Source organism: Streptomyces sp. NPDC045287 (assembly GCF_056432325.1).
In genome coordinates, this window is the sequence record NZ_JBWKJG010000014.1 from 13,842 (window position 1) to 39,700 (window position 25,859).

Consider the following 25,859-nt stretch of genomic DNA (forward strand, 5'->3'; position numbering starts at 1 on the left):
CTCCCGGAGCATGGCCCGATGTCCACAGTCCGGGACGGAACATTAGACTCGGCGGATCGGCACGCTCGACCGGCTCAACCTCGACCAGCCCAACACGCAAGGAGGCACGGGTGGCATTGCTGACCCGTATCAGGGGACCGCGCGACCTCGACCGGCTCTCCCCGGAGCAGCTTGACCGGCTGGCCTCGGAGATCCGCACCTTCCTCGTCGACGCGGTCTCCAAGACCGGCGGCCACCTCGGCCCGAACCTCGGCGTCGTGGAGCTGACCATCGCCCTGCACCGGGTCTTCGAGTCCCCGAAGGACAAGATCCTCTGGGACACCGGCCACCAGTCGTACGTGCACAAGCTGCTCACCGGCCGCCAGGACTTCTCCAGGCTGAAGATGAAGGGCGGCCTCTCCGGCTACCCGGCGCGCGCCGAGTCCGAGCACGACCTCATCGAGAACTCGCACGCGTCCACCGTCCTGGGCTGGGCGGACGGCCTCGCCAAGGCGAACGAGCTGCTCGGCAGGGACGACCACGTGGTCGCCGTCATCGGCGACGGCGCCCTCACCGGCGGCATGGCCTGGGAGGCGCTCAACAACATCGCCGACGCCAAGGACCGCCCCCTCGTCATCGTCGTCAACGACAACGAGCGCTCCTACGCGCCCACCATCGGCGGCCTCGCCAACCATCTGGCGACTCTGCGCACCACCGACGGGTACGAGCGGTTCCTGGCCCGCACCAAGGACATCCTCGACCGCACCCCGGTCGTCGGGAAGCCGCTGTACGAAACGCTGCACGGCGCCAAGAAGGGCCTGAAGGACTTCATCGCCCCGCAGGGCCTCTTCGAGGACCTCGGCCTGAAGTACGTCGGCCCCATCGACGGCCACGACATCGCCGCCGTCGAGTCCGCCCTCCAGCGCGCCAAGCGGTTCAACGGCCCGGTCATCGTCCACTGCCTCACCGAGAAGGGCCGCGGCTACCAGCCCGCCCTCCAGGACGAGGCCGACCGCTTCCACGCCGTCGGCAAGATCCACCCCGACACGGGCCTGCCGATCGCCTCCTCCGGCGCCGACTGGACCTCCGTCTTCGCCGACGAGATGGTCGCCCTGGGCAAGGAGCGCGAGGACATCGTCGCGATCACCGCGGCCATGCTCCAGCCGGTCGGCCTCGACAAGTTCGCCAAGGCCTTCCCCGACCGCGTGTACGACGTCGGCATCGCCGAGCAGCACGCCGCCGTCTCCGCGGCCGGACTCGCCGCCGGCGGCCTCCACCCGGTCGTCGCCGTCTACGCGACCTTCCTCAACCGCGCCTTCGACCAGGTCCTCATGGACGTCGCCCTCCACGACTGCGGCGTGACGTTCGTCCTGGACCGGGCCGGCGTCACCGGCACGGACGGGGCCTCCCACAACGGCATGTGGGACATGTCGATCCTCCAGGTCGTCCCCAACCTGCGGATCGCGGCGCCCCGCGACGCCGACCAGGTCCGCGCCCAGCTCCGCGAGGCCGTCGCGGTCGAGGACGCCCCGACCGTCGTCCGGTACTCCAAGGGCGCCGTCGGCCCCGCCGTCGAGGCCGTGGGCCGCGTCGGAGGCATGGACGTCCTGCGTGAGCCGGGCACCGACCGGCCGGACGTCCTGCTGGTGTCCATCGGCGCGCTCGCCCCGATGTGCCTGGAGATCGCCGACCTCCTCGACAAGCAGGGCATCTCCACGACCGTCGTCGACCCCCGCTGGGTCAAGCCCGTCGACGAGGCCATGGCGCCGCTCGCCGACCGGCACCGCGTCGTCGTCACCGTCGAGGACAACGGCCGTGCCGGCGGTGTCGGCAGCGCCGTCGCCCAGGCGCTGCGCGACGCGGGCGTCGACGTGCCGCTGCGCGACTTCGGCATCCCCCCGAGGTTCCTCGACCACGCCTCCCGCGCGGAGGTCCTCGCCGAGATCGGGCTGACCGCCCCGGACATCGCCCGCCAGGTCACCGGCCTCGTCTCGAAGCTCGACGGCCTGGACCAGGGGCGGGTCCACGCGGACGGCGAGACCCCCGCCGGGGCCGCGGCCCGTACCGGGAAGGCCACGGAACCGGCCCGCGACTGACGCCGCCGCGGACGGGCCGGCGGGACACCTGTTCGGGTGGTCCCACCGGCCCGTTCGTGTGAACACCACCCCCCGCGGGCGCGCGGGGCCCGCCGGATGTCCGGATCATGACGGGGTGACCCCACAGAGCGACCCGGCGGCACGCCGGAGCGGCGGACTGTTCCGCACCAAGACGGTCGAGCGGTCCATCCAGGACACCGAGGAGCCCGAGCACGCGCTGCGCAGGACGCTGTCCGCGCTCGACCTGACGGTCTTCGGCGTCGGCGTCATCATCGGCACCGGGATCTTCGTCCTCACCGGCAAGGTCGCCAAGGAGACGGCCGGTCCCGCCACGGCCTTCGCCTTCGTCGTCGCCGGCATCGTCTGCGCGCTGGCCGCCCTCTGCTACGCCGAGTTCGCCTCGACCGTCCCGGTCGCCGGATCGGCGTACACCTTCGCGTACGCGTCGCTGGGCGAGCTGCCCGCCTGGTTCATCGGCTGGGACCTGGTCCTGGAGTTCGCGCTGGGCACGGCGGTCGTCGCGGTCGGCTGGTCCGGGTACGTGCGGTCGCTGCTCGACAACGTCGGCTGGCACCTCCCGCAGGCCCTGTCCGGGACGGACGAGGCGCACGGCTTCGGCTTCGACCTGCTGGCGTTCCTGCTGGTGCTGCTGTTGACCGGTGTCCTGGTGCTGGGCATGAAGCTCTCCGCCCGGCTCACCACGGTGATCGTCGTCATCAAGGTCACGGTGGTCCTCGTCGTGATCGTCGCGGGCGCCTTCTTCGTCAAGGCCGCGAACTACCGGCCCTTCATCCCGAAGGCCCAGCAGCAGACGGGCGGCGGCGGCCTCGACGCGCCACTCGTCCAGGTCCTCTTCGGATACGAGCCGACGAACTTCGGCGTCATGGGCATCTTCACCGCCGCGTCCATCGTCTTCTTCGCCTTCATCGGCTTCGACGTGGTCGCGACCGCCGCCGAGGAGACCCGGGTCCCGCAGCGGGACATGCCGCGCGGCATCCTCGGGTCGCTGTTCATCTGCACCGCCCTGTACGTGGCCGTGTCGATCGTCGTCACCGGCATGCAGCACTACAGCCGGCTGTCCGTGGACGCGCCCCTCGCCGACGCCTTCAAGGCCACCGGGCACCCCTGGTACGCCGGGTTCATCAGCTTCGGCGCCGCCGTCGGCCTCATCACCGTCTGCATGATCCTGCTGCTCGGCCAGACGCGGGTCTTCTTCGCGATGAGCCGCGACGGGCTCCTGCCCCGGTTCTTCTCCCGCACCCACCCGGTGTTCTCCACGCCGTACCGGGCGACGGTCCTGCTGGGGGTGGTGATCGCCGTCATCGCGGGGCTGACCAGCATCGAGGAGCTGGCGACCCTGGTGAACATCGGGACGCTGTTCGCGTTCGTCGTCGTCGCCGCCGGTGTCGTCATCCTCCGCCGCACCCGCCCCGACCTGCCGCGCGCCTTCCGCACGCCGCTGGTGCCGTGGCTGCCCGCGGCGTCGGTGGCCGCCTCGCTGTGGCTGATGCTGAACCTGCCCGCCGAGACGTGGCTCCGGTTCGCCGTCTGGATGGCGCTGGGGGTCGTCGTGTACTTCCTGTACGGCCGGAGCCACAGCCGCCTGGCCACCGAACCCGCCCCCCGCGCCGGGCGCACGGGCGCCGGCCCCGGGGCCCCCTGACCCACCGCGCCACCCGGGCCGCGCCAAGGGGGCGGCGGCGCCCCCGCCGGCGTCCTCGGCCCGCCCGCGCCTACCCGGGTCGCACCGTGCGGGGCCCGGCGCACTCGGCGCCGAGCTCGCCGACGCGGCGGCGCAGCTCGCGGTCGGCGGTGACCACCACGCAGCGCCGCCCCGCCGTCGCCCGGACGAGGCCGACGACCGCGTCGTCGCCGTCGCCCGGCGCGGCCACGACCCGCACGCCGTCCACCGGCTCCACGCCGCGGGCCCGGCCCTCGACGACCAGGACGACGTCCAGCGGGCCGGGCAGCAGTCCGGGCACGCCGTCTGCGGCGTACCGGACGAGGTGGTCCCGCAGCCGCTCGGCGGCGGCCCGGCGGTCGCGCCACCAGCCGTCCGGCACGGAGCCGACGACGTTCGCCGCGTCGACGATCAGCAGGGGAGAGGTCATGCCGTCCACGTTATCCACAGACTCCGGGCGGTCCGCTCCGGGTCGCGCGCGGCGCTCGTACTATTGCCGAATGACTTCCCCGCACGCACCCGACGCGGACGAGGCCCTGCGGGTCCTCGGCCGGGTCTTCGGCTACGACTCGTTCCGCGGACAGCAGCGGGAGATCATCGAGCACGTCATAGGCGGCGGTGACGCGCTCGTCCTCATGCCGACCGGCGGCGGCAAGTCGCTCTGCTACCAGATCCCCGCGCTGGTCCGCCCCGGCGTCGGCGTGGTCGTCTCCCCGCTGATCGCCCTCATGCAGGACCAGGTCGACGCGCTGCGCGCGGCCGGGGTGCGCGCCGGGTTCCTCAACTCGACGCAGGACCTGGACGAGCGCCGGCTGGTGGAGGCCGAGTTCGCCGCGGGCGAGCTGGACCTGCTGTACCTGGCACCCGAGCGGCTGCGCGTCGAGTCGACGCTGCGGCTGCTGGAGCGCGGCACGATCTCGCTGTTCGCCATCGACGAGGCGCACTGCGTCGCCCAGTGGGGCCACGACTTCCGGCCGGACTACCTCCAGCTCTCCCAGCTGCACGAGCGCTGGCCCGACGTGCCGCGCATCGCCCTGACCGCGACCGCGACGCGGGCGACGCACGCGGAGATCGCCGCCCGGCTGAACCTGGGGGACGCCCGGCACTTCGTCGCCAGCTTCGACCGGCCCAACATCCAGTACCGCATCGCCCCGAAGAACGAGCCGCGCAAGCAGCTCCTCGCCCTGCTCCGGGAGGAGCACGAGGGCGACGCCGGCATCGTCTACTGCCTGTCCCGCGCGTCCGTCGAGAAGACCGCCGCGTTCCTCGTCGAGCACGGCATCGACGCCGTCCCGTACCACGCGGGCCTCGACGCGAGGACCCGCGCCGAGAACCAGGCGCGGTTCCTCCGGGAGGACGGCCTCGTCGTCGTCGCGACCATCGCGTTCGGCATGGGCATCGACAAGCCGGACGTCCGGTTCGTCGCCCACCTCGACCTGCCGAAGTCCGTGGAGGGGTACTACCAGGAGACCGGCCGCGCCGGCCGCGACGGCCTGCCGTCCACGGCCTGGCTGGCGTACGGGCTGAACGACGTGGTGCAGCAGCGCCGCATGATCGACACCGGTGAGGGCGACGAGGAGCACCGCCGCCGGCTCGCCGCGCACCTCGACGCGATGCTGGCGCTGTGCGAGACCGTCGAGTGCCGCCGCGTCCAGCTCCTCGCCTACTTCGGTCAGGAGAGCGGCCCCTGCGGCAACTGCGACACGTGCCTGACGCCGCCCAAGTCGTGGGACGGCACCATCGCCGCCCAGAAGGTCCTGTCGACGGTCGTACGGCTGAAGCGGGAGCGCAACCAGTCGTTCGGCGTCGGCCAGATCGTCGACATCCTCCTCGGCCGCAAGACCGACAAGGTCATCCGCTTCGACCACGACGCGCTCAGCGTCTTCGGGATCGGCACGGACCTGACGGAGGCCCAGTGGCGGGGCGTGGTACGGCAGCTGCTCGCCCAGCGGCTCCTCGCCGTGCAGGGCGAGTTCAACACGCTCGCCCTCACCGACGAATCCGCCGACGTGCTGGCCGGCCGCCGCCAAGTGCTGCTGCGCGCCGAGCCGGAGAAGCCCTCCCGCACCTCCGCGAAGTCCGGCGGCGGCAGGAAGAAGGCCGCGCCCGTGGACCTGCCGGAGGAGGCGCTGCCCGTCTTCGAGCGGCTGCGCGCCTGGCGGGCGGCCACGGCCAAGGAGCAGGGCGTCCCGGCGTACGTGATCTTCCACGACGCGACGCTGCGGGAGATCGCCGCCGCCCCGCCCGCGACCCTCGCCGACCTCGGCGGCGTCAGCGGCGTCGGTGAGAACAAGCTCGCCAAGTACGGGCAGGCGCTCCTGGACGCCCTGGCCGAGGACTGAAGCCGCCACCGGCGCCCCCCGGTCCGCCCCACCCGCCCCGGCCCCGGACGGGCCGGGGCGGTGGACGGGGACGGCGCGGAGGCGGCGGCGGAAACGCCGGACGGGCCGTACGGGATGCCCTCCCGTACGGCCCGTCCGCCGTCTCACCGGTCCGTCACGCCGGGACGCTCGCGACGCCCTGCGGCAGGAACCGCTTGCCGTTCACGCGCTCCGACACGCCCTCGCGGTCCAGGTACGGCGTGATGCCGCCCAGGTGGAAGGGCCAGCCGGCGCCGGTGATCAGGCACAGGTCGATGTCCTGCGCCTCGGCGACGACACCCTCCTCCAGCATCAGGCCGATCTCCTGCGCCACGGCGTCCAGGACGCGGTCGCGGACCTGCTCCTCGGTGAGGACGACGTCGCCCTGCTTCAGCAGCGCGGCGACCTCCGGGTCCAGCTCCGGCCTGCCCGAGTCGTAGACGTAGAAGCCGCGCTTGCCGGCCTCCACGACCGCCTTCAGGTTCGGGGACACCGTGAAACGGTCCGGGAAGGCGCCGTTGAGGGTCTCCGACACGTGCAGGCCGATGGCGGGGCCGACCAGCTCCAGCAGGACCAGCGGCGACATCGGCAGGCCGAGGGGCTCGACCGCCTTCTCCGCCGTCTCGACCGGGGTGCCCTCGTCGATGACGTTCTGGATCTCGCCCATGAAGCGGGTCAGGATGCGGTTGACGACGAACGCCGGGGCGTCCTTCACCAGCACCGCGGTCTTCTTCAGCTTCTTGGCGACGGCGAAGGCCGTGGCCAGCGACGCGTCGTCGGTCTGCTCGCCGCGGACGATCTCCAGCAGCGGGAGGATCGCGACCGGGTTGAAGAAGTGGAAGCCGACCACGCGCTCCGGGTGCCGGAGCTTGGAGGCCATCTCGGAGACCGACAGCGACGAGGTGTTGGTCGCGAGGATCGCGTGCGCCGGGGCGACCGCCTCGACCTCCGCGAACACCTTCTGCTTGACGGACATCTCCTCGAACACGGCCTCGATGACGAAGTCCGCGTCCGCGAAGCCCTCGGCCTTGTCCAGGACGCCGGTGACCAGCGCCTTGAGGCGGTTGGCCTTGTCCTGGTGGATCCGGCCCTTGCCGAGCAGCTTGTCGATCTCGGCGTGGACGTAGCCCACGCCCTTGTCGACGCGCTCCTGGTCGATGTCGGTGAGGACGACCGGGACCTCCAGGCGGCGCAGGAACAGCAGCGCCAACTGCGAGGCCATCAGTCCGGCGCCGACGACGCCGACCTTGGTGACCGGGCGGGCCAGGCCCTTGTCCGGGGCGCCGGCCGGGCGCTTGGCGCGCTTCTGGACCAGGTTGAAGGCGTAGATGCCGGCGCGCAGCTCGCCACCCATGATCAGGTCGGCGAGGGCGGCGTCCTCGGCGTCGAAGCCCTTCTGCAGGTCGCCGTCCTTGGCCGCCTCGATGATGTCGAGGGCCCGGTACGCGGCCGGGGCCGCGCCGTGGACCTTGGCGTCCGCGATGAACCGGCCGCGGGCCACGGCGGCGTCCCACGCCTCGCCGCGGTCGACGCCGGCGCGCTCGACCACGATCTCGCCCTTGAGGACGGACGCGGTCCACAGCAGCGACTGCTCCAGGAAGTCCGCGCCCTCGAAGATCGCGTCGGCGATCCCCAGCTCGTAGACCTGCGCGCCCTTGAGCTGCTTGTTCTGGTTGAGCGAGTTCTCGATGATCACCGAGACCGCGCGGTCCGCGCCGATCAGGTTCGGCAGGATCGTGCAGCCGCCCCAGCCCGGGACCAGGCCCAGGAACACCTCGGGGAGGGAGAAGGCCGGCAGGGCCTTCGACACGGTGCGGTACGTGCAGTGCAGGCCGACCTCGACACCGCCGCCCATCGCCGCGCCGTTGTAGTACGCGAAGGTGGGGACGGCCAGGGCGGACAGCCGCTTGAAGACGTCGTGGCCGCCCTTGCCGATGGCCAGGGCATCCTCGCGCCTCTTCAGCAGCTCGACGCCCTTGAGGTCGGCGCCGACCGCGAAGATGAACGGCTTGCCGGTGATGCCGACACCGACGATCCCGCCCTCGGCTGCCTCCTTCTCGACCTGGTCGATCGCCGCGTTCAGGTTGGCGAGCGACTGCGGGCCGAACGTGGTCGGCTTGGTGTGGTCGAAGCCGTTGTCCAGCGTGATCAGCGCGAACCGGCCCGCACCCAGCGGCAGGTCGAAGTGGCGCACGTGCGCCGTGGTGACGACCTCGTCGGGGAACAGCTCGGCCGCACCCTTCAAAAGCTCGGCGGTGGTGCTCACTTGCTGCCTCCGGCGTCCTTGTGGTTCGGGTTCTCCCAGATGACCGTGGCGCCCATGCCGAAGCCGACGCACATGGTCGTGATGCCGTAGCGGACCTCCGGCTGGTCCTCGAACTGCCGGGCCAGCTGGGTCATCAGCCGGACACCGGAGGAGGCCAGCGGGTGGCCGAAGGCGATGGCGCCGCCGTACTGGTTGACGCGGGCGTCGTCGTCGGCGATGCCGTAGTGGTCCAGGAACGCCAGGACCTGGACGGCGAACGCCTCGTTGATCTCGAACAGGCCGATGTCGTCGATGGACAGGCCCGCCTTGGCGAGGGCCTTCTCGGTGGCCGGGATCGGGCCGTAGCCCATGACCTCCGGCTCGACACCGGCGAAGGCGTACGACACGAGGCGCATCTTGACCGGCAGGCCGTTCTCGCGCGCGAAGTCCTCGGAGGCGATGATCGACGCGGTGGCGCCGTCGTTGAGGCCCGCGGCGTTGCCGGCGGTGACCCGGCCGTGGACACGGAACGGCGTCTTCAGGTTGGCCAGGTTCTCCAGCGTGGTGCCCGGGCGCATCGGCTCGTCGGCGGTGACCAGGCCCCAGCCGGTCTCGCCCGCCTCGGCGTTGGTGCGGCGCACGGAGATCGGCACCAGGTCCTGCTGGATCTTGCCGTCGGCGTACGCCTTGGCGGCCTTCTCCTGGGAGCGCACGGCGTACTCGTCGGCGCGCTGCTTGGTGATGTGCGGGAACCGGTCGTGCAGGTTCTCCGCCGTCATGCCCATGAACAGGGCGGACTCGTCGACCAGCTTCTCCGACACGAAGCGCGGGTTCGGGTCGGCGCCCTCGCCCATCGGGTGGCGGCCCATGTGCTCGACACCGCCCGCGATGGCGACGTCGTACGCGCCGAAGGCGATGGAGCCGGCGGTCGTCGTCACGGCCGTCAGGGCGCCCGCGCACATCCGGTCGATGGCGTAGCCGGGCACCGACTGCGGCAGACCGGCGAGGATGCCGGCCATGCGGCCGATGGTCAGGCCCTGGTCACCGATCTGCGTGGTCGCCGCGACGGCGACCTCGTCGACCTTGTGCGGGTCGAGACCGGGGTTGCGGCGCAGCAGCTCCCGGATGGCCTTCACGACGAGGTCGTCGGCGCGGGTCTCGTGGTAGATGCCCTTCGGGCCCGCCTTGCCGAACGGGGTGCGGACGCCGTCGACGAAGACGACGTCCCTGACGGTACGAGGCACGATGGCTCTCCTCCAGGGTGCGGGATGGCACTGCTGCGGCGCACGCGGCTAAGCGCGCGCTTGCTCTCCCCCATGCTACTTACGGGTAACCAGGCTGCACAGTCCCCCCGCCCGGAGCGTCGAAGGTCACACCGGGTGCCCGGAGGGAACCTCCGCGCGCCGGGGCGCGAACCGCCCCGCCCGGAACGCGCCGCACCGGGCCCGGGGGCCGTCCGCGCGGCCCCGCCGGGCGGGCGTCCGCCGGGGCGCGGCCGGTGCGGGACCCGCGGGACAGCGCGTGGTCCCGGCCGGTGCGGGACCTGGGGGACGGCGCGCGGCCCCCGACCGCCCGGCGCCCCCGACCGCCCGGCGCCTCCTGCCGTACGGAGAGCCCCGACGCCCGCGCCTCCCGGCGGCGGACCCCGGCGCCGTGCCGGGTGGGGCCGCCCACCGGCGACACCGCGGGCGTTCCCGCCGTCGGCGACGGGGACCCCGCCTCGGAGGACCGCTCGTTCCCCGTGCCGGGAAACGGCCCGGTGCACGGGCGTGCCCCCGCGTGATCCGTACGAAGGCCCCACGGCGGGGCGCGGGAGGCGGCAGGATGCCTCACATGGCAGACGACACCGGCGTGCAGAACCCCGCGCGGGCACGACAGCGCGGATCGGCTCCGTTCCTCTTCGTCGTGGTGGAGACCGTCGTCACCACGGCGCTGGCGCTGGGCTGGCTGGCGCTGTCCCTCGCGACGCGCCCGGAGTCGTACGACCCCGCTCCCGGAGCCCCGGGGTCGGAAGGGCACGGGGGACTCGCCTGGGGCGCCTGCGGGGTCCTCGGGTCGGTGGCCGTCACCTGGCTGCTCCGGCTCGTTCCCGGGCACGTGACCCGGCACGCCGTGGACGGCGTGGTCGCGCTGCGCCTGGTCGCCGTCCTGGTCGTCACGGCCGTGCTGCTCCTGGACCTGATCGACGGCTGAGCCGCCCGCCCCCGGCGCGAAGGGCGGTCGGGAGGCGGGCGGGGCGGGCACCCGGCCGGACGCCACCGCCGTGTGTGCCGATGGGCGGACGTCCGCGGGATCGGCGTTATCCCGGCCACCTCGGCGGTCAAGGCTCAGGCGTCCCCGTCGCGAAGCAGGAGGCCCCATGACGACCCCCCCGATCCCCGGCGCACCCGCCCCCGAGCCCCCGTCCCTGGACGAGCCGACCGCGGTGCGCGAGCCACTGCCGCCCAAACCCGACCAGACCGGTCCCGAGACCGTCGGCCCCACCGGGCAGCCCACCGGCGCCGACCGGGCGCGGGTCGCCCAGTCCGGCGCGTACCTGACCACCGCGCAGGGCGCGCGCCTGTACGACACGGACCACTCCCTGAAGGCGGGCGCGCGCGGCCCGGTCCTGCTCCAGGACCACCACCTGCGCGAGAAGATCACCCACTTCGACCACGAGCGCATCCCCGAGCGGGTCGTCCACGCCCGCGGCGCCGCCGCCCACGGAGTCTTCCGCGGATACGGCACGGCGGCCGGGGTGTGCCGGGCGGCGTTCCTCGGCAAGGACGTCGAGACACCGGTCTTCGTCCGCTTCTCCACCGTCCTCGGCTCGCGCGGCTCGGCCGACGCGGTGCGCGACACGCGCGGCTTCGCGACGAAGTTCTACACGAGCGAGGGCACCTTCGACCTGGTCGGCAACAACATCCCGGTCTTCTTCATCCAGGACGCGGTCAAGTTCCCCGACGTCATCCACGCGGGCAAGCCGCACCCCGACCGGGAGATCCCGCAGGCGCAGAGCGCCCACGACACGTTCTGGGACTTCGTCACCCTGCACACCGAGGCCACCCACCACACGCTGTGGAACATGTCGGACCGGGGCGTTCCGCGCTCCTACCGGATGATGGAGGGCTTCGGCGTCCACACCTTCCGCCTCGTCGACGCCGACGGCGGCACGACCCTGGCGAAGTTCCACTGGAAGCCGAGGCTGGGCGTCCACTCGCTCGTGTGGGAGGAGGCCCAGATCGTCAACGGCGTGGACCCCGACTTCCACCGCCGCGACCTCGCCGACGCCATCGAGGCCGGCGCGTACCCCCAGTGGGAGCTGGGCATCCAGACCTTCCCCGACACCCCCGAGCAGACCTTCGAGGGCATCGACCTGCTGGACCCCACCAACATCGTCCCGGAGGAGCTGGCGCCCGTACAGCCCGTCGGGCTGCTCACCCTCGACGCCAACCCCTCGAACTTCTTCGCCGAGACCGAGCAGGTCGCCTTCCACCCCGGCCACCTGGTGCCGGGCATCGACATCACCGACGACCCGCTGCTCGGCGGGCGCCTCTTCTCGTACCTCGACACCCAGATCACCCGGCTCGGCGGCCCGAACTTCGCGCAGCTCCCGATCAACCGCCCGCACGCCCCCGTCAACGACATGTTCCGCGACGGCATGCACCAGACGGCGGTCCACCGGGGCGTCGCGCCGTACCACCCCAACTCCCTCGACGGCGGCTGCCCCTTCCTGGCGGGCGCGGACACCGGCGCGTACGTCGAGACGCCCGTGCGGGTGCCGGCGGCGGCGAAGGTCCGCGAGGCGCCCGAGACCTTCGCCGACCACTTCAGCCAGCCGCGCCGCTTCTGGCTGAGCATGTCGCCGGTCGAGCGGGAGCACATCGTCGGCGCGTACACCTTCGAACTCGGCAAGTGCTACGAGCAGGCGATCAAGGAGCGCGGGCTGCGGGTCCTCGCCAACATCGACCCCGAGCTGTGCCGCCGGGTCGCCGAGGGGCTGGGCCTGCCGGCGCCGGAGCCGACCGTGCCGCTCGCGGACGTGACGCCGAGCCCCGCGCTGTCGCAGGTCGGCCGGACATGGCCGGTCCAGGGGCGGATCGTGGGCATCGTCACCGCGCCGGACGGCGACCTGGACGGCGTACGGGCCGTCCGCCGCGCCGCGCTGGAGGCCGGCCTGGTGCCGCTGGTCGTCGCCCCGGTGGGCGGCGTCCTGGACGCGGACGGCGAGCCGATCACCGTGCAGCGCACCTTCGTCACGGCGCGGTCGACGGAGTTCGACGCGCTGCTGCTGGCGGGTGTGCCGGGGCGGGGCGCCGACGCGAACGGGGCCCGCGACGCGAAGGCGGGCGACGCGGCGACCGCGGCGCGGGGCGTCGACCCCCGGGTGCTGCTGATGGTCTCGGAGGCGTTCCGCCACGCGAAGGCCATCGCCGCCTGGGCCGGGGCGGACGGCGCGCTCCAGGCGGCGGGGGTGCCGCTGGACGCGCCGGGCGTGGCCGTGGCGGAGTCCGGCAAGCGGGCGCTCGCGGAGGTCCTGGCGCTCCTGCCCGCCCACCGGGTCTGGGACCGCTTCCCGGCGACCCTCTGACCGGCGCTCCCTGACGGGCCCCGTCCGGGGGCCCGTCAGGGGCGGCCTTCCGGGCGGGACCCGTCAGGGGCGGCGCCGCGTCAGGGCTGCGGGGTGCGCAGGGCGGCGACCAGGGCGGGGGTCACCTGCTCGATCTGCCACGGGCGGGCGCCGTGGCCCGCCAGCGCCTCGGCCACCGACTCCGCGGTCGGCTCCTGCGGGGGCTCCCAGCAGACCCGGCGGACCGTGTCCGGGGTGATCAGGTTCTCCTGCGGCAGGTTCAGCGACTCGGCCAGCGCCGAGATCGCCGTACGCGCCGCCGACAGCCGGGCCGCCGCCGCCGGGTCCTTGTCCGCCCAGGCCCGCGGCGGGGGCGGTCCGGCGACGGTCTGGCCGGGCTGCGGGAGCTGCGCCTCGGGCAGGGCCCTGGCCCGGTCGACGGCGGCCTGCCACTGCTCCAACTGACGGCGTCCCATGCGCGCCCCGTAGCCGGGCAGCGCGGTCAGCGCCTGCACGTTCGGCGGCAGGGCGAGCGCGGCCTCGACGATCGCCGCGTCGCTGAGCACCTTGCCGGGCGACACGTCGCGGCGCTGCGCGATCCGGTCCCGGGCGATCCACAGCTCCCGTACGACGGCCATCTGGCGGCGCCGGCGCACCTTGTGCATCCCGGACGTGCGGCGCCACGGGTCCTTGCGGGGCGGCGGGGGAGGGGCGGCGGCGATCGCGGCGAACTCCTGGCGGGCCCACTCCAGCTTGCCCTGCCGGTCGAGCTCCTTCTCCAGCGCGTCCCGCAGGTCGACGAGCAGCTCGACGTCGAGCGCGGCGTACCGGAGCCACGGCTCGGGCAGCGGACGGGTCGACCAGTCCACCGCGGAGTGGCCCTTCTCCAGCACGTACCCGAGGACGGACTCGACCATCGCGCCGAGCCCGACGCGCGGGAAGCCCGCGAGGCGGCCGGCCAGCTCCGTGTCGAACAGCTCGGACGGCACCATCCCTATCTCCCGCAGGCACGGCAGGTCCTGCGTGGCGGCGTGGAGGATCCACTCCGTGCCGTCCAGGGCCTCCCCGAGGGCCGACAGGTCGGGGCAGCCGACCGGGTCGATCAGCGCCGTACCCGCGCCCTCGCGGCGCAACTGGACCAGGTAGGCCCGCTGCCCGTAGCGGTAGCCGGAGGCCCGTTCGGCGTCGACGGCCACCGGGCCGGTGCCGGCGGCGAACGCCTCGACGACCCGCGCCAGCGCCTCGGCGTCGGCGACGACGGGAGGGACCCCCTCGCGGGGCTCCAGCAGGGGGATCGGTTCCGGGGCCGCCGCCCCGTCGGCTGCGACGCCGTCGTCCGGAGGGCCGCCCCCGGGGGTTCGCAGTGGTGTCTCTGCTGCGGTGTCTTGGGCGTCGGTCACCTGTCAAGGGTATCGGTGAACGGGAGGCGCCCGCCGACGGAACGTTCCGTCGACGGGCGGGCAGGGTGCGGGAGGTCAGTGGATGATGCCGGTGCGCAGCGCGACCGCGACCATGCCCGCCCGGTCGCCGGTGCCCAGCTTGCGGGCGATCCGGGCCAGATGGGACTTGACGGTCAGGGCGGACAGCCCCATGGAGACGCCGATGGCCTTGTTCGACTGGCCCTCCGCCACCAGCCGGAGGACCTCGACCTCGCGGCCGGACAGCTCGCGGTAGCCGCCCGGGTGGCTCGGGGCACCCGGGGGGCGGCGGTGGAGGCGGGCCGCGGCGGCGCCGATCGGGGCGGCGCCCGGGCGGGTGGGGTGCCCGATGTTCGTACGGGTGCCGGTGACGACGTAGCCCTTGACGCCGCCGGCGAGCGCGTTGCGCACCGCGCCGATGTCGTCGGCGGCGGAGAGGGCCAGCCCGTTGGGCCAGCCGGCGGCGCGGGTCTCCGACAGCAGGGTGAGGCCGGAGCCGTCGGGCAGGTGGACGTCGGCGACGCAGATGTCGCGCGGGTTGCCGATACGGGGGCGGGCCTCCGCGATGGACGACGCCTCGATGACGTCACGCACTCCGAGCGCCCACAGGTGGCGGGTCACGGTGGAGCGGACGCGCGGGTCGGCCACGACGACCATGGCCGTCGGTTTGTTCGGGCGGTAGGCGACCAGGCTTGCGGGCTGCTCGAGGAGAACGGACACCAGGCCTCCTGGGAAGGTGCGGGACACTGCCGGCTCGGGGAAGTAGCCGGGGCGAACCGTGCAGATAGGGTCACAGACCTCTTCGGCAGCAATCGCGTCCTCCTTTAGGGGGAGATCACGGATTACTGGGTAACAATTGGGGCAATTCGGACGCGTGAGCGAGGGTGCTACGGCCGGTGCGGCCCGCGCCGCTGCGGCAGCGACACGACGCCCGCCCCGCCGCCCTCCGGGAGGCCGGGGCCCGACGGCGGCAGCCCCGCCACCTGGCACAGCAGGTCTCCCCACGCGGCCAGGTGCGCCGCGGTCTCCGGCACCCCGCCCCGGTCCTCCCCGGGCGTCCAGGACGCCCGGATCTCGATCTGCGTCGCGGGCCGGCGCTCCGCCAGCCCGCCGAAGTAGTACGACCCCGCCCGCGTGACCGTCCCGCTCGCCTCCCCGTACGACAGGCCCCGCGCCTCCAGCGCGCCCGTCAGCCAGGACCAGCACACCTCGGGCAGCAGCGGGTCCGCCGCCATCTCCGGCTCCAGTTCCGCCCGCACCAGCGTCACCAGCCGGAACGTCCCCCGCCACGCCTCGTGGCCCGCCGGGTCGTGCAGCAGCACCAGCCGGCCGTCCGCGAGGTCCTCGCCGTCCTCCACGGCCGTCGCCTCCACCGCGTACGCCCACGGGGCGAGCCGCCGGGGCGGCCGCGTCGGCTCCAGCTCGATCTCCGGGCGGACGCGCGCCGCCCGCAGCGCGTCGACCGCGGCCCGGAAGGCGGGCGGGACGGGACCGTCCTCCCCGCCGCCCGTGCCCTCGGTGCCGTCGGAGTGACCGGAGAACTGTTCCTGAGCCGCAGCCATGCGGGGAAGAGTAGGCGGAACGGGGGCCGTGCGCAGGGAGGGACACCCGGGCCGTGCGGCCCGCCCCGCGTGGCCGCGCGCCCGCACGTGCGAAGATGCAGGACGTGAGTGCCAACACCCGCCCCTCGGGCTCCCCGACGCAGACGTACGACTCCGCCTTCCTCAAGGCGTGCCGCCGCGAGCCGGTGCCGCACACGCCGGTCTGGTTCATGCGCCAGGCGGGGCGCTCACTCCCCGAGTACCTGAAGGTCCGCGAGGGCGTCCCCATGCTGGAGTCCTGCATGCGGCCCGACCTGGTCACCGAGATCACGCTGCAGCCCGTGCGGCGCCACAAGGTCGACGCGGCGATCTACTTCAGCGACATCGTCGTCCCCCTCAAGGCCATCGGCGTCGACCTCGACATCAAGCCGGGCGTCGGCCCCGTCGTCGCCGAGCCGATCCGCCGCCGCGAGGACCTCGCGCGGCTGCGCGACCTGACCCCCGACGACGTCGCGTACGTCACCGAGGCCATCGGCATGCTCACGGGCGAGCTCGGCGCCACCCCGCTGATCGGCTTCGCGGGCGCGCCCTTCACCCTCGCGAGCTACCTCGTCGAGGGCGGCCCGTCGCGCAACCACGAGAACACCAAGGCCCTCATGTACGGGGACCCCGGGCTCTGGGCCGACCTGCTGGACCGGCTCGCCGACATCACCGCGGCCTTCCTGAAGGTCCAGATCGAGGCCGGCGCCTCCGCCGTGCAGCTGTTCGACTCCTGGGTCGGCGCCCTCTCCCCGGACGACTACCGCCGCTCCGTCATGCCCGCGTCGGCGAAGGTCTTCGACGCCGTCGCCGGGTACGGCGTGCCGCGCATCCACTTCGGCGTCGGCACGGGCGAGCTGCTCGGCCTCATGGGCGAGGCGGGCGCGGACGTGGTCGGTGTCGACTGGCGCGTCCCGCTCGACGAGGCCGCCCGCCGCGTCGGCCCCGGCAAGGCGCTCCAGGGCAACCTCGATCCGGCCGTCCTGTTCGCCCCGCGCGAGGCCGTGGAGGAGCAGACCCGCCGCGTCCTCGACGCCGCCTCCGGACTGGAGGGCCACGTCTTCAACCTCGGCCACGGCGTGCTGCCCACGACGGACCCCGACGCGCTGACGCGCCTCGTCGAGGACGTCCACACGCGGACCGCGCGCTAGCCCCCGGGCCCGCCGGGCAGCGCCCGGGCCCCGGGCCATCCCCGGGGCCTGCGGCCCCGGCCCTGCGGTCACCCCCGGGTCCTGCGGCCGGTCGCGTCGAGCGCCGCGCCCGCCGACGGGCCGTTCGCCGAGCCGGCGCCCGGGCCGCCCCGACGACCGCGGTCCCGTACCACTGCGCCCCGTACGGCCGCAGTCCCGTACGGCCGTGGCCGCGGGTGCAGGCTGTTCCACCACCACGCGCGGATCGTCGAAGCCCGACCGGCCCCGGCCCCGTGCTCGGCGCCGGACCCGCGCGGCGCCCCGGCCGCGGCGTCCACCGGCGTCCCCGCGAGGCCCGGGCCCGCCACCGCGGGCCGCCCGGCGCGCCGAACGCCTCCACGGCCCCCGGGCCCGCCGCCCCGGTCAGTCCGCCGTCCCGGTCAGTCCGCCTCCCGCACCGCGGCGACCGCCTTGCGGGCCGCGACCTGCACCGGGTCCCACACCGGGGAGAACGGCGGCGCGTACCCCAGGTCCAGCGCGGCGACCCGCTCCACGGTCATGCCCGCCGTCAGGGCGACCGCCGCGATGTCCACGCGCTTGCCCGCGCCCTCCCGGCCGACGATCTGCGTGCCCAGCAGCCGGCCCGTCCGCCGCTCGGCGATCATCTTCACCGTCATCGGCGCCGCCCCCGGGTAGTACCCGGCCCGGCTCGTCGACTCGGCCGTCACCGCCACGTACCGCAGGCCGACCTCGCGGGCGTCCCGCTCGCGCAGGCCCGTGCGGGCGATCTCCAGCGAGCAGACCTTGCTCACGGCCGTGCCCACGACCCCGGGGAACGTGCCGTAGCCGCCGGCCACGTTCGCCCCGATGACCTGGCCGTGCTTGTTGGCGTGCGTGCCGAGCGGGACGTACCGCTCCCGGCCGGACACCAGGTCCAGCACCTCCACGCAGTCGCCGCCCGCCCACACCTCCTCCCGGCCGCGCACGCGCATCGCCAGGTCGGTGAGCAGCCCGCCGTACGCGCCGAGGGGCAGGCCCGCCGCCCGGGCCAGCGTGGTCTCGGGCTCGACGCCGACCCCGAGGACCACGACGTCGGCCGGGTACTCCGCGCCGCCGGCGGCCACGGCCCGCACGTCCCCGTCGGGGCCGGTCAGCACCTCGGTCACCTCGGCGCCGCCGACGGTGGTGATGCCCATGCCGTCCATCGCCGCGCGCACCAGCTCCCCCATGTCCGGGTCGAGGGTCGACATCGGCTGCTCGCCCCGGTTCAGGACGGTCACCTCGTAACCCCGGCCGAGCAGCGCCTCGGCCATCTCCACGCCGATGTACCCGGCGCCCACGACGACGGCCCGCCGCCCCGGCGACCCGTCCAGCCGGTCGATGAGGGCCTGCCCGTCGTCGAGCGTCTGGACGCCGTGCACGCCCGGCGCGTCGATGCCCGGCAGCGGCGGGCGCACGGGCCGCGCCCCGGTCGCCAGGACCAGCCGGTCGTACCCGGTCCACGCCTCGGCGCCCGACTCCAGGTCGCGGGTGCGCACCCGGCCGCGGTCGAGGTCGAGCTCGACGACCTCCGTGCGGAGCCGCACGTCGATGTCCCGCGCCCGGTGCTGCTCGGGCGTCCGCGCGACGAGCCGGTCCCGGTCGGTGACCTCGCCGCCGACCCAGTACGGGATGCCGCACGCCGAGTACGACGTGAAGCGGCCCCGCTCGAACGCCACGATCTCCAGCTCGTCCGGCCCCTTCAGGCGGCGGGCCTGCGACGCGGCGGACATCCCCGCCGCGTCACCGCCGACCACCACCAGCCGCTGCCGTCCCGTACCCCGCCTCGCGCCTCGTCCCATGGGGGACACGCTACGGGGACACCGGCGTTCAGTCCCGCTCCTCCCCCGGGGCACCGGCCGCCGGGGCGCCCGCCGCCGGGGCGTCGGACGCCGAGGGCCGCGGCGCGGGGGCGCCCGCCGCCGGAGCCTGCGGCCGGCGCGCACGGCGGCGCGCCCGCCACGGCCCCAGCACCCGCCGCCACACCGCGTACCCGGCGGCCAGCAGCGCCAGCCACGGCGCCAGCGCCGCCAGGACGACCACGAACCACGTCAGCGACGTCACCAGCGCGTCCCAGCCGCCGCGCAGCGCGTCCACCACGCCCGGCTCGTCGTCGTCCCGCGCCCCGGCGGCCTCCGGCTCGCTCAGCTCCAGCGTGATCGTCGCCAGCGACGTGCGGTCCTTCAGCGACGCCTGCTGGGCCAGCAACGACTCCAGGTTCGCCTGGCGGGAGCTCAGCTCCCGCTCCAGCTCGACCACGTCGGCCAGCCGCGTCGCCCGGTCCATCAGCTCCCGGACCCGCGCGACGCTCGCCCGCTGGGTGGCGACGCGGCTCTCCACGTCCACCACCTGGTCGGTGACGTCCTTCGCGTCGACCCGCCGCGCCAGCAGCTTCCCCGTGCCCGCCAGCTTCCCGAGCACCTCTTCGTACGCGGCCTGCGGGACCCGCAGCGAGATCCGGGAGGCCAGGCCGCCGCCGTCCTCCCGCGTCGTCGACTCGTCCGCGACGTGGCCGCCCGCCGCCGCGGCGACGTCGCGGGCGCGCGCCAGCGCCTCGTCGACGTCCTCCACCTCCACGGACAGCTCCGCGGTCCTGATGACGTGCTGCCGTACGGCGTCGGGCTTCGCCGCCTTCGAGCCGTCCTGCCCGGCCCGCGACGAGCCGCTGCCGTAGGCGGAGTCGGGCCCCTGGGCGCCCGCCGCGGCCTCGGGGGCCGCCGCGCCGCGGTCGGCGGCGGCCTCCTTCGCCTGGGAGCCGCCCGTACCGGAGCAGCCGGCGAGCGCCAGCGAGACGCCGAGCAGGACGGCCGCGCACGCGCGGCGCGAGCGTGTCGGGATCGGCATGGATGTTCCCCCCAAGGATTCGGTGCCGTGACGGGGGTTCGACGTAAGGGGGCGGCGTGCCGGTTGCGCCCTCCGGTTGCGGATGGGTCACGTTCGGGACTCGGCTCGGGATTTGAGACAGTGGTACCCATGAACACGGACAACGCGGGCGGGGCCCCGGGACGGGTGGTCGTCGTCGGCGGCGGCATCGCCGGACTCGCCGCCGCGCACCGCCTGCTCCGGGCGGGCCGGAGCGTGACCCTGCTGGAGGCCACCGGCCGGATCGGCGGCAAGCTCCGCGCGGGGGAGATCGCCGGGGTCCCCGTCGACCTGGGCGCCGAGTCGATCCTCGCCCGCCGCCCCGAGGCCGTCGAGCTCGCCCGCGCCGTGGGGCTCGGCGACCGCCTCCAGCCGCCCGCCACGACCACGGCCTCCGTCTGGACCCGCGACGCGCTGCGGCCCATGCCGAAGGGGCACGTCATGGGCGTCCCCGGCGACCCGCGCGCCCTGGCCGGCCTGCTGTCCGGCGAGGGCCTGAGCGCCGTCGAACGGGACCGCGCGCTGCCGCCCGCCGAGCTCGGCGACGACGTCGCCATCGGCGCGTACGTGGCCGGGCGCATGGGCCGCGAGGTCGTCGACCGGCTCGTCGAACCCCTCCTCGGCGGGGTCTACGCCGGCGACTCGTACCGGATCTCGATGAAGGCCGCCGTGCCGAAGCTGTTCGAGGCCGCCCGCCGCCACGCGACGCTCACCGACGCCGTCCGGGCCGTGCAGGCCGCCGCCCAGGCGCCGGCCGGCCCCGCGTTCACGGGCATCGCGGGCGGGATCGGGCGGCTCCCGCTCGCCGTCGCCGGGGCGATCACGGCGGCGGGCGGCGAGATCCGCACGGACACGCCCGTCCGCGGCCTGACCCGCCGCCCCGACGGCTGGGAGGTCCGCACCGACCGCGAGGTCCTCCACGCCGACGCGGTGGTCCTCGCGACACCGGCCCGGCCCGCCGCGGACCTCCTCGCCCCCGAGTCCCCGGCCGCCTCCGCCGAGCTCGCCTCCGTCGAGTACGCCTCGATGGCCCTCGTCACGCTCGCCTTCCGGCGCGCCGACGCCGCCTCCGTACCCGCCGGGTCGGGCTTCCTCGTGCCGCCCGTCGACGGCCGCGCGATCAAGGCGTCCACGTTCTCCAGCCGCAAGTGGGGCTGGGTCGACGACGGCGCCGGCGACCTGTTCGTGCTGCGCACCTCCCTCGGCCGGTACGGCGAGGAGGAGCACCTGGGGCGGGACGACGCCGACCTCGTCGCGCTCTCCCTGCGTGACCTCGGCGACGCCGTGGGGCTCGCCGCGAAGCCCGTCGCCGCCGAGGTGACCCGCTGGACCGACGGGCTGCCGCAGTACCCGGTGGGCCATCCCGCGCGCGTCGCCCGCATCCGCGACGCCGTGGCCGAGCTGCCCGCGCTGCGGGTGTGCGGCGCGGCCTACGACGGCGTCGGCATCCCCGCGGTCGTCGCGGACGGGTGGCGGGCGGCGGACGAGATCCTCGCCACGCCGACCCCGGCGCGGAGCACGCGGAGTGACGAGTGAGAATAGCCGTATGAGTGCGCCCGAAAAGATCCCGAACGCCGGTAAGAAGGCGAAGGACCTCAACGAGGTCATCCGCTACACCCTGTGGTCCGTCTTCAAGCTGCGCGAGGCTCTGCCGCAGGACCGCAGCGGCTACGCCGAGGAGGTCCAGGAGCTCTTCGACCAGCTCGCGGCGAAGGACGTCACGATCCGCGGCACCTACGACCTGTCCGGGCTGCGGGCCGACGCCGACGTGATGATCTGGTGGCACGCCGAGACCTCGGACCAGCTCCAGGAGGCGTACAGCCTCTTCCGCCGCACCCGGCTCGGCCGGGCGCTGGAGCCGGTGTGGTCGAACATGGCGCTGCACCGCCCCGCCGAGTTCAACAAGTCGCACATCCCGGCGTTCCTCGCGGACGAGACGCCGCGCGACTACGTCAGCGTCTACCCGTTCGTGCGCTCGTACGACTGGTACCTGCTGCCCGACGAGGACCGCCGCCGCATGCTCGCCGACCACGGCAAGATGGCCCGCGGCTTCCCCGACGTCCGCGCCAACACGGTCGCCTCGTTCTCGCTCGGCGACTACGAGTGGATCCTCGCCTTCGAGGCGGACGAGCTCCACCGCATCGTCGACCTCATGCGCCACCTGCGCGGCAGCGAGGCCCGCATGCACGTCCGCGAGGAGGTCCCGTTCTTCACCGGCCGCCGCAAGGACGTGGCGGACCTGGTGGCGGGGCTGGCCTAGCGGACGGCGGGCCACCGGCCCGACGACCCGGTGGCGTCCGGCACGACCGGCCGCCACCCCTCGACCCGGAAGATCAGACGGCGGGCACGCCCCGTCCGCCGCTCCAGCGACACCGGGTCCGGCTCCGGGTGCGGCGCGCAGGGCCCCTGCGCGCCGCACCGGCGTCACCGCATCAACGCGGCGCGCGCCGCGTGCACCAGCCGGGCCGCCCTGCCCGGCGGGCGCGGGCCCGAGCGCTCCGCCCACCACAGGTACAGCCGCCGCCGGGCGCGGCCGTCCCCGAGCCGGCCCGAGTCGAGCAGGTACCGGGCGAAGGCCAGGGCGTCCTGCCGGTAGCCGCCCGGCATCGGACGGGTCCGCGCGTACGCCGCGAACGCGTCCCGGTAACCCTCCCCGAGCAGCTCCGGCAGCTCGGGCGCGAGCTTCGCGACGATCCCCGCCCGCTTCCGGGCCAGCGCCAGGGACTGGAGCCGCAGCCGCGCCCCGTCGAAGCCCCCGGGCGCGGGGGTCCCCGCGACGAGCGCCGACAGCAGCGCGGTCTGGGCGAGCCCCAGCCGCTCCCGCGCGCCCTCCGGCGCCGCGTCCCCGTCCCGCCGCGTGCCTTCCGGTGTCGCGTCCCCGTCCCGCCGTGTGCCTTCCGGTGTCGCGTCCCCGTCCCGCCGTGTGCCTTCCGGTGTCGCGTCCCCGTCCCGCCGCGCGCCCTCCGGTGTCGCGCCCCCGACTCGTCGTACCCCCTCCGGTGCCGTGTCCCGGCCTCGCCGCGTGCCCGCCGGGCGGTTCGGGGCCCCCGTCGCCGCCCCCGTCCCCGTCATCCGCTCCCGGATCGCGGCCAGCTCCGCCGCGAGCTCCTCCTCCGGCGGGAAGTCGTCGTCGCGCTCCAGCAGCACCCCGGGCGGCGCCGCCCGCTCCACCAGCTCCGACAGCAGGTCGAGGACCTGCGGCGGTACGGGGTGGGCGTGCGTGTCGTGCCAGACGCCGTCGCGTTCGACGCCGCCCGCCACGTGCACGTACGCGATCGCCCCGGCGGGCAGCCCGGCGAGGGCCTCGACCGGGTCGTCGCCGCGGTTGAGCCGGTTGGTGTGGAGGTTCGCCACGTCGACGAGGAGCCGTACGCCGGTGCGGTCGACCAGCTCCGCCAGGAACCGGCCCTCCGTCATCTCGTCCTCCGGCCAGGAGAACAGCGCCGCCACGTTCTCCAGCGCCAGCGGCACGGGCAGCGCGTCCTGCGCGACGCGGACGTTCTCGCACAGCACGTCCAGCGCCTCCCGGGTACGGGGCACCGGCAGCAGGTGCCCGGCCTCCAGCGCGGGCGACGCGGTGAGCGACCCCCCGGCCCGTACGAACGCGATGTGCTCGGTCACCAGCGGCGCGCCCAGCGCGGTCGCGGTGGCGGCGAGTCGGGCCAGCCGCGCCTCGTCGGGGCGGCCGGCACCGCCGAGACCGAGGGACACGCCGTGCGGGACGACGGTGACGCCCCGCTCGCGCAGCCGGAGGAGCGGGGCGGGGACGTGGTCGGCGCACACGTTCTCCGCGACGACCTCCACCCAGTCGACGCCGGGCAGCCGCTCCACCGCGTCCGCGATCTCCGGCCGCCAACCGATGCCCGTACCGAGTTCCGCCATAATCCCCCTCCTCCGTGCCGCTGGAGGGGTCATGGCCCCGCCACCGGGGGCCGAATCCCCGCGCCCCGCTTTCAGAGCTTCATTTGAGCTTCGGGCCCCCGGCCGTCCCGTTCAGGCGGCGGGGGAGAAGTCGGAGACGACCGTGGCGGAGCCCGGGGCGATCTCGGTGAAACCCGCGTCGCGGACCACGGGGCGCCCGCTCACGGCCAGGTCGGCCCACCGCGCGGGCTTCGCGGTGCGGACCGCGAGGGGAAAGCCCGCCTCCCGCCACGAGACGCGGGCGGCGTCGTCCAGCGCCCACCACAGCAACTGTGCCCCGTGGCCGACCTGCGCCATCTCCTTGCCGGTCGACATGCGCAGCCCCGGGTTGAGCCACAGCACGGCGTCGCCGGGCGCGGGGGGCGGAGGGGCGGTCGGGTCGGCGAGTTCGGTGCCGGAGACCTGGAGGCGGGCCAGGTCCTTGGGCCAGCCGTCGAGCGGGACGGGCGGGAAGACCCGTACCTCGGCGTCCGCGCCGGTGACCGTGATGCCCGGGAGCCGCTCGGCGCGCCGCCACTCCGCGCCCCGGGCACGCCGGACGACCTTGCGGATGCGGGCGTCCTCCCAGTCGCGCACGGCCCGCGCCCACGCGCCGTCGCCCGTCGAGCGGTCGTCCGACAGCATCACCAGCACGGCCCGCGCGGCGGTCTCCAGCGCGTCGGTGCGGCTGGGCGGCGCGGCCTTCTCGATCCGCACGACGAGCGGCAGGACGAACTGCGGCGCGGCGTCCCGCTCGTCGGTCTCGATGACGTTTTCGCTGCTCACGGCCCCAGTCTGCCAGCCCGGCGGGGCCGCCCGGGCGCCGGGAGCCGGATGCGGGCGCACGGGACTACAGTCGTATGCATGAACGAGAGTCACGAGGGTGCCCACCGCGGTGCGCCGGACGACGCGACCCGCACCTCCCCGGCGGCCGGGACCGAAGCCGGGACCGGGAGCGCCGGGCCGTTCGCGGACTGCGTGCTCTGCGGGGAGCCCACGGAGTACCCCGAGTCGACCAGGGGCGCCACGCTGTGCCCCGTGTGCGAGTGGCAGGAGGCCCAGCGCACCGCCTGTTCCGGCTGAGGTCCCGCCTCAGCCCGCGGCCAACAGTTCCGACACCTTCACGAAGCGGTAGCCGCGCGCCCGCAACTCGGGGACGATGCGGCGGACCGCCTGCTCGGTGACCGGCGCCGCGCTCAGCGTGCAGTGCAGCACCACGACCGAGCCCGGCCGCACGCCGTCCAGCACCTGTTCGGCCACGGCGTCGGCGTCCGTCGCGAAGGCGTCGCCGCTCACCACGTCCCACTGCACGGCGGTGACCTTCGCCGGTGCCAGCGCGCGCAGCGCGTCGTCGTCGTAACAGCCGCCAGGGAAGCGGAAGTACGGCACGACGTTGCGGGCGCCCACCTCGCGGAACGCCGTGAACGCCCGCCCCACGTCCGCCGCCATCTCCTGGCGGGAGAGCGCCGGCAGGCCGTAGCAGGGGGAGCGGAAGGCGTGGTGGCTGTACGAGTGGTTGGCGATCTCGAAGCGCGGGTCCGTGCCGATCGACCGGGCCTGGTCGGGGTACTCCTCCGCCCACCGGCCCGTCATGAACACCGTCGCGTCGACCTCCAGCCGGCGGAGCGTCGCGATGAGCGCGGGGTTGTCGAACCGCTCGCCGCGCGCTGCGCGCGGCCCCTGGTCGGCCGTCATGTCGGCGTCGAAGGTGAGGGCGACGGTCTTCTCGGCGGCCCCCGCGCCCGCGTCGTCGGCGCGGCGCTCGAAGACCGGTGTCAGGCCGTTCGGTCCCGGCGCCATCGTCGGCGGGGTGCGCCGGGACGCCGCCGCCCCGGTCCGGGGCGACGCCGCGGGGGACGACTCGGGGGAGGGGGGCGGGGCCGGGGCGCTCGCGGGGGGAGCCCCGCAGCCGGCCAGGGCGGCGCACAGGGCAGCCGACACCGACAGGCGGCGTACAGAAAATCTCACTATCGGAAAGTATCCGATCGATTGCCCAGCGTCACCGATCGGTCGCCCGTGT

20 protein-coding genes are annotated in these 25,859 nt (G+C 74.8%); 9 read left to right on the top strand and 11 right to left on the bottom strand.

Annotation, left to right across the window (positions count from 1 at the left end):
• Positions 1-110 precede the first annotated feature (110 nt).
• Together dxs and AC07D6_RS22625 are read left to right on the top strand one after the other, a co-directional pair.
• A complete protein-coding gene (dxs, locus tag AC07D6_RS22620) occupies positions 111-2,075 on the top strand; it encodes a 1-deoxy-D-xylulose-5-phosphate synthase (protein WP_479046972.1) in 1,965 nt (654 codons plus the stop codon).
• Between the two features lie 115 nt (positions 2,076-2,190).
• Positions 2,191-3,738 carry an amino acid permease gene (locus AC07D6_RS22625; protein WP_479046974.1) on the top strand — a complete coding sequence of 516 codons (1,548 nt, stop codon included), beginning with the start codon at positions 2,191-2,193 and terminating at the stop codon, positions 3,736-3,738.
• A 70-nt stretch (positions 3,739-3,808) separates the two neighbouring features.
• Here AC07D6_RS22625 and AC07D6_RS22630 read toward each other — a convergent pair whose 3' ends face one another.
• The gene (locus tag AC07D6_RS22630) at positions 3,809-4,186 is read right to left on the bottom strand and encodes a PIN domain-containing protein (RefSeq protein WP_479046976.1); all 378 of its coding nucleotides are present in this window, start codon (positions 4,184-4,186) and stop codon (positions 3,809-3,811) included.
• 70 nt (positions 4,187-4,256) lie between these two features.
• On the opposite strand from AC07D6_RS22630, the gene recQ reads away from it, so the two are divergent.
• Positions 4,257-6,098 (top strand): DNA helicase RecQ, encoded by a 1,842-nt coding sequence (gene recQ / locus AC07D6_RS22635; protein ID WP_479046978.1) that lies wholly within the window; start codon positions 4,257-4,259, stop codon positions 6,096-6,098.
• 154 nt (positions 6,099-6,252) lie between these two features.
• Here the strand turns inward: recQ and AC07D6_RS22640 are convergent, their stop codons facing one another.
• Together AC07D6_RS22640 and AC07D6_RS22645 are read right to left on the bottom strand one after the other, a co-directional pair.
• Positions 6,253-8,382 carry a 3-hydroxyacyl-CoA dehydrogenase NAD-binding domain-containing protein gene (locus AC07D6_RS22640; protein ID WP_315877328.1) on the bottom strand — a complete coding sequence of 710 codons (2,130 nt, stop codon included), beginning with the start codon at positions 8,380-8,382 and terminating at the stop codon, positions 6,253-6,255.
• Entirely contained in the window at positions 8,379-9,605 is a 1,227-nt protein-coding gene (locus tag AC07D6_RS22645) for a thiolase family protein (protein WP_315877327.1), read from the bottom strand. Before AC07D6_RS22645 ends, AC07D6_RS22640 begins: the two co-directional genes overlap by 4 nt.
• Before the next feature lie 589 nt (positions 9,606-10,194).
• Between AC07D6_RS22645 and AC07D6_RS22650 the strand changes: the two genes are divergently transcribed.
• The gene (locus AC07D6_RS22650) at positions 10,195-10,554 is read left to right on the top strand and encodes a hypothetical protein (RefSeq protein WP_479046981.1); all 360 of its coding nucleotides are present in this window, start codon (positions 10,195-10,197) and stop codon (positions 10,552-10,554) included.
• Between the two features lie 166 nt (positions 10,555-10,720).
• Positions 10,721-12,931, top strand: coding sequence for a catalase (locus AC07D6_RS22655; protein ID WP_479046983.1), 2,211 nt, complete (start codon positions 10,721-10,723; stop codon positions 12,929-12,931).
• Positions 12,932-13,011: 80 nt separating this feature from the next.
• Here the strand turns inward: AC07D6_RS22655 and AC07D6_RS22660 are convergent, their stop codons facing one another.
• The 3 genes from AC07D6_RS22660 to AC07D6_RS22670 form a co-directional block, all read right to left on the bottom strand.
• The gene (locus AC07D6_RS22660) at positions 13,012-14,310 is read right to left on the bottom strand and encodes an HRDC domain-containing protein (protein WP_315877324.1); all 1,299 of its coding nucleotides are present in this window, start codon (positions 14,308-14,310) and stop codon (positions 13,012-13,014) included.
• Between the two features lie 75 nt (positions 14,311-14,385).
• Complete coding sequence (locus tag AC07D6_RS22665) at positions 14,386-15,048, bottom strand: response regulator transcription factor (RefSeq protein WP_031131797.1); 663 nt, start codon at positions 15,046-15,048, stop codon at positions 14,386-14,388.
• 167 nt (positions 15,049-15,215) lie between these two features.
• The gene (locus AC07D6_RS22670) at positions 15,216-15,890 is read right to left on the bottom strand and encodes a DUF3000 domain-containing protein (RefSeq protein ID WP_479046987.1); all 675 of its coding nucleotides are present in this window, start codon (positions 15,888-15,890) and stop codon (positions 15,216-15,218) included.
• A 104-nt stretch (positions 15,891-15,994) separates the two neighbouring features.
• Between AC07D6_RS22670 and hemE the strand changes: the two genes are divergently transcribed.
• Positions 15,995-17,059 (top strand): uroporphyrinogen decarboxylase, encoded by a 1,065-nt coding sequence (hemE, locus tag AC07D6_RS22675; RefSeq protein ID WP_479046989.1) that lies wholly within the window; start codon positions 15,995-15,997, stop codon positions 17,057-17,059.
• A gap of 419 nt (positions 17,060-17,478) precedes the next feature.
• Here hemE and AC07D6_RS22680 read toward each other — a convergent pair whose 3' ends face one another.
• Together AC07D6_RS22680 and AC07D6_RS22685 are read right to left on the bottom strand one after the other, a co-directional pair.
• Complete coding sequence (locus AC07D6_RS22680; RefSeq protein WP_315877321.1) at positions 17,479-18,879, bottom strand: FAD-dependent oxidoreductase; 1,401 nt, start codon at positions 18,877-18,879, stop codon at positions 17,479-17,481.
• Between the two features lie 28 nt (positions 18,880-18,907).
• On the bottom strand, positions 18,908-19,921 hold the full coding sequence (locus AC07D6_RS22685; RefSeq protein ID WP_479046991.1) for a DUF4349 domain-containing protein: 1,014 nt from the start codon (positions 19,919-19,921) through the stop codon (positions 18,908-18,910).
• 129 nt (positions 19,922-20,050) lie between these two features.
• On the opposite strand from AC07D6_RS22685, the gene hemG reads away from it, so the two are divergent.
• Entirely contained in the window at positions 20,051-21,475 is a 1,425-nt protein-coding gene (gene hemG / locus AC07D6_RS22690; RefSeq protein WP_479046993.1) for a protoporphyrinogen oxidase, read from the top strand.
• A 10-nt stretch (positions 21,476-21,485) separates the two neighbouring features.
• The gene (hemQ, locus tag AC07D6_RS22695; protein ID WP_315877318.1) at positions 21,486-22,199 is read left to right on the top strand and encodes a hydrogen peroxide-dependent heme synthase; all 714 of its coding nucleotides are present in this window, start codon (positions 21,486-21,488) and stop codon (positions 22,197-22,199) included.
• 164 nt (positions 22,200-22,363) lie between these two features.
• Here the strand turns inward: hemQ and AC07D6_RS22700 are convergent, their stop codons facing one another.
• Both AC07D6_RS22700 and AC07D6_RS22705 read right to left on the bottom strand, forming a co-directional pair.
• A complete protein-coding gene (locus AC07D6_RS22700; protein WP_479046996.1) occupies positions 22,364-23,821 on the bottom strand; it encodes an MbnB/TglH/ChrH family RiPP precursor modification enzyme in 1,458 nt (485 codons plus the stop codon).
• 111 nt (positions 23,822-23,932) lie between these two features.
• On the bottom strand, positions 23,933-24,625 hold the full coding sequence (locus AC07D6_RS22705; RefSeq protein WP_479046998.1) for a peptidyl-tRNA hydrolase: 693 nt from the start codon (positions 24,623-24,625) through the stop codon (positions 23,933-23,935).
• A gap of 78 nt (positions 24,626-24,703) precedes the next feature.
• Between AC07D6_RS22705 and AC07D6_RS22710 the strand changes: the two genes are divergently transcribed.
• Complete coding sequence (locus AC07D6_RS22710; RefSeq protein WP_479047001.1) at positions 24,704-24,922, top strand: hypothetical protein; 219 nt, start codon at positions 24,704-24,706, stop codon at positions 24,920-24,922.
• A 9-nt stretch (positions 24,923-24,931) separates the two neighbouring features.
• Here the strand turns inward: AC07D6_RS22710 and AC07D6_RS22715 are convergent, their stop codons facing one another.
• Positions 24,932-25,786, bottom strand: coding sequence for a polysaccharide deacetylase family protein (locus AC07D6_RS22715; RefSeq protein WP_479047309.1), 855 nt, complete (start codon positions 25,784-25,786; stop codon positions 24,932-24,934).
• Positions 25,787-25,859: the final 73 nt, after the last annotated feature.

Bases quoted from the DNA above. Each gene is read 5' to 3' on its own strand.
- AC07D6_RS22630 (WP_479046976.1), bottom strand. From the start codon at position 4,186: ATGACCTCTCCCCTGCTGATCGTCGACGCGGCGAACGTCGTCGGCTCC.
- recQ (WP_479046978.1), top strand. From the start codon at position 4,257: ATGACTTCCCCGCACGCACCCGACGCGGACGAGGCCCTGCGGGTCCTC.
- AC07D6_RS22650 (WP_479046981.1), top strand. From the start codon at position 10,195: ATGGCAGACGACACCGGCGTGCAGAACCCCGCGCGGGCACGACAGCGC.
- AC07D6_RS22655 (WP_479046983.1), top strand. From the start codon at position 10,721: ATGACGACCCCCCCGATCCCCGGCGCACCCGCCCCCGAGCCCCCGTCC.
- AC07D6_RS22670 (WP_479046987.1), bottom strand. From the start codon at position 15,890: ATGGCTGCGGCTCAGGAACAGTTCTCCGGTCACTCCGACGGCACCGAG.
- AC07D6_RS22680 (WP_315877321.1), bottom strand. From the start codon at position 18,879: ATGGGACGAGGCGCGAGGCGGGGTACGGGACGGCAGCGGCTGGTGGTG.
- AC07D6_RS22685 (WP_479046991.1), bottom strand. From the start codon at position 19,921: ATGCCGATCCCGACACGCTCGCGCCGCGCGTGCGCGGCCGTCCTGCTC.
- hemG (WP_479046993.1), top strand. From the start codon at position 20,051: ATGAACACGGACAACGCGGGCGGGGCCCCGGGACGGGTGGTCGTCGTC.
- hemQ (WP_315877318.1), top strand. From the start codon at position 21,486: ATGAGTGCGCCCGAAAAGATCCCGAACGCCGGTAAGAAGGCGAAGGAC.
- AC07D6_RS22700 (WP_479046996.1), bottom strand. From the start codon at position 23,821: ATGGCGGAACTCGGTACGGGCATCGGTTGGCGGCCGGAGATCGCGGAC.
- AC07D6_RS22710 (WP_479047001.1), top strand. From the start codon at position 24,704: ATGAACGAGAGTCACGAGGGTGCCCACCGCGGTGCGCCGGACGACGCG.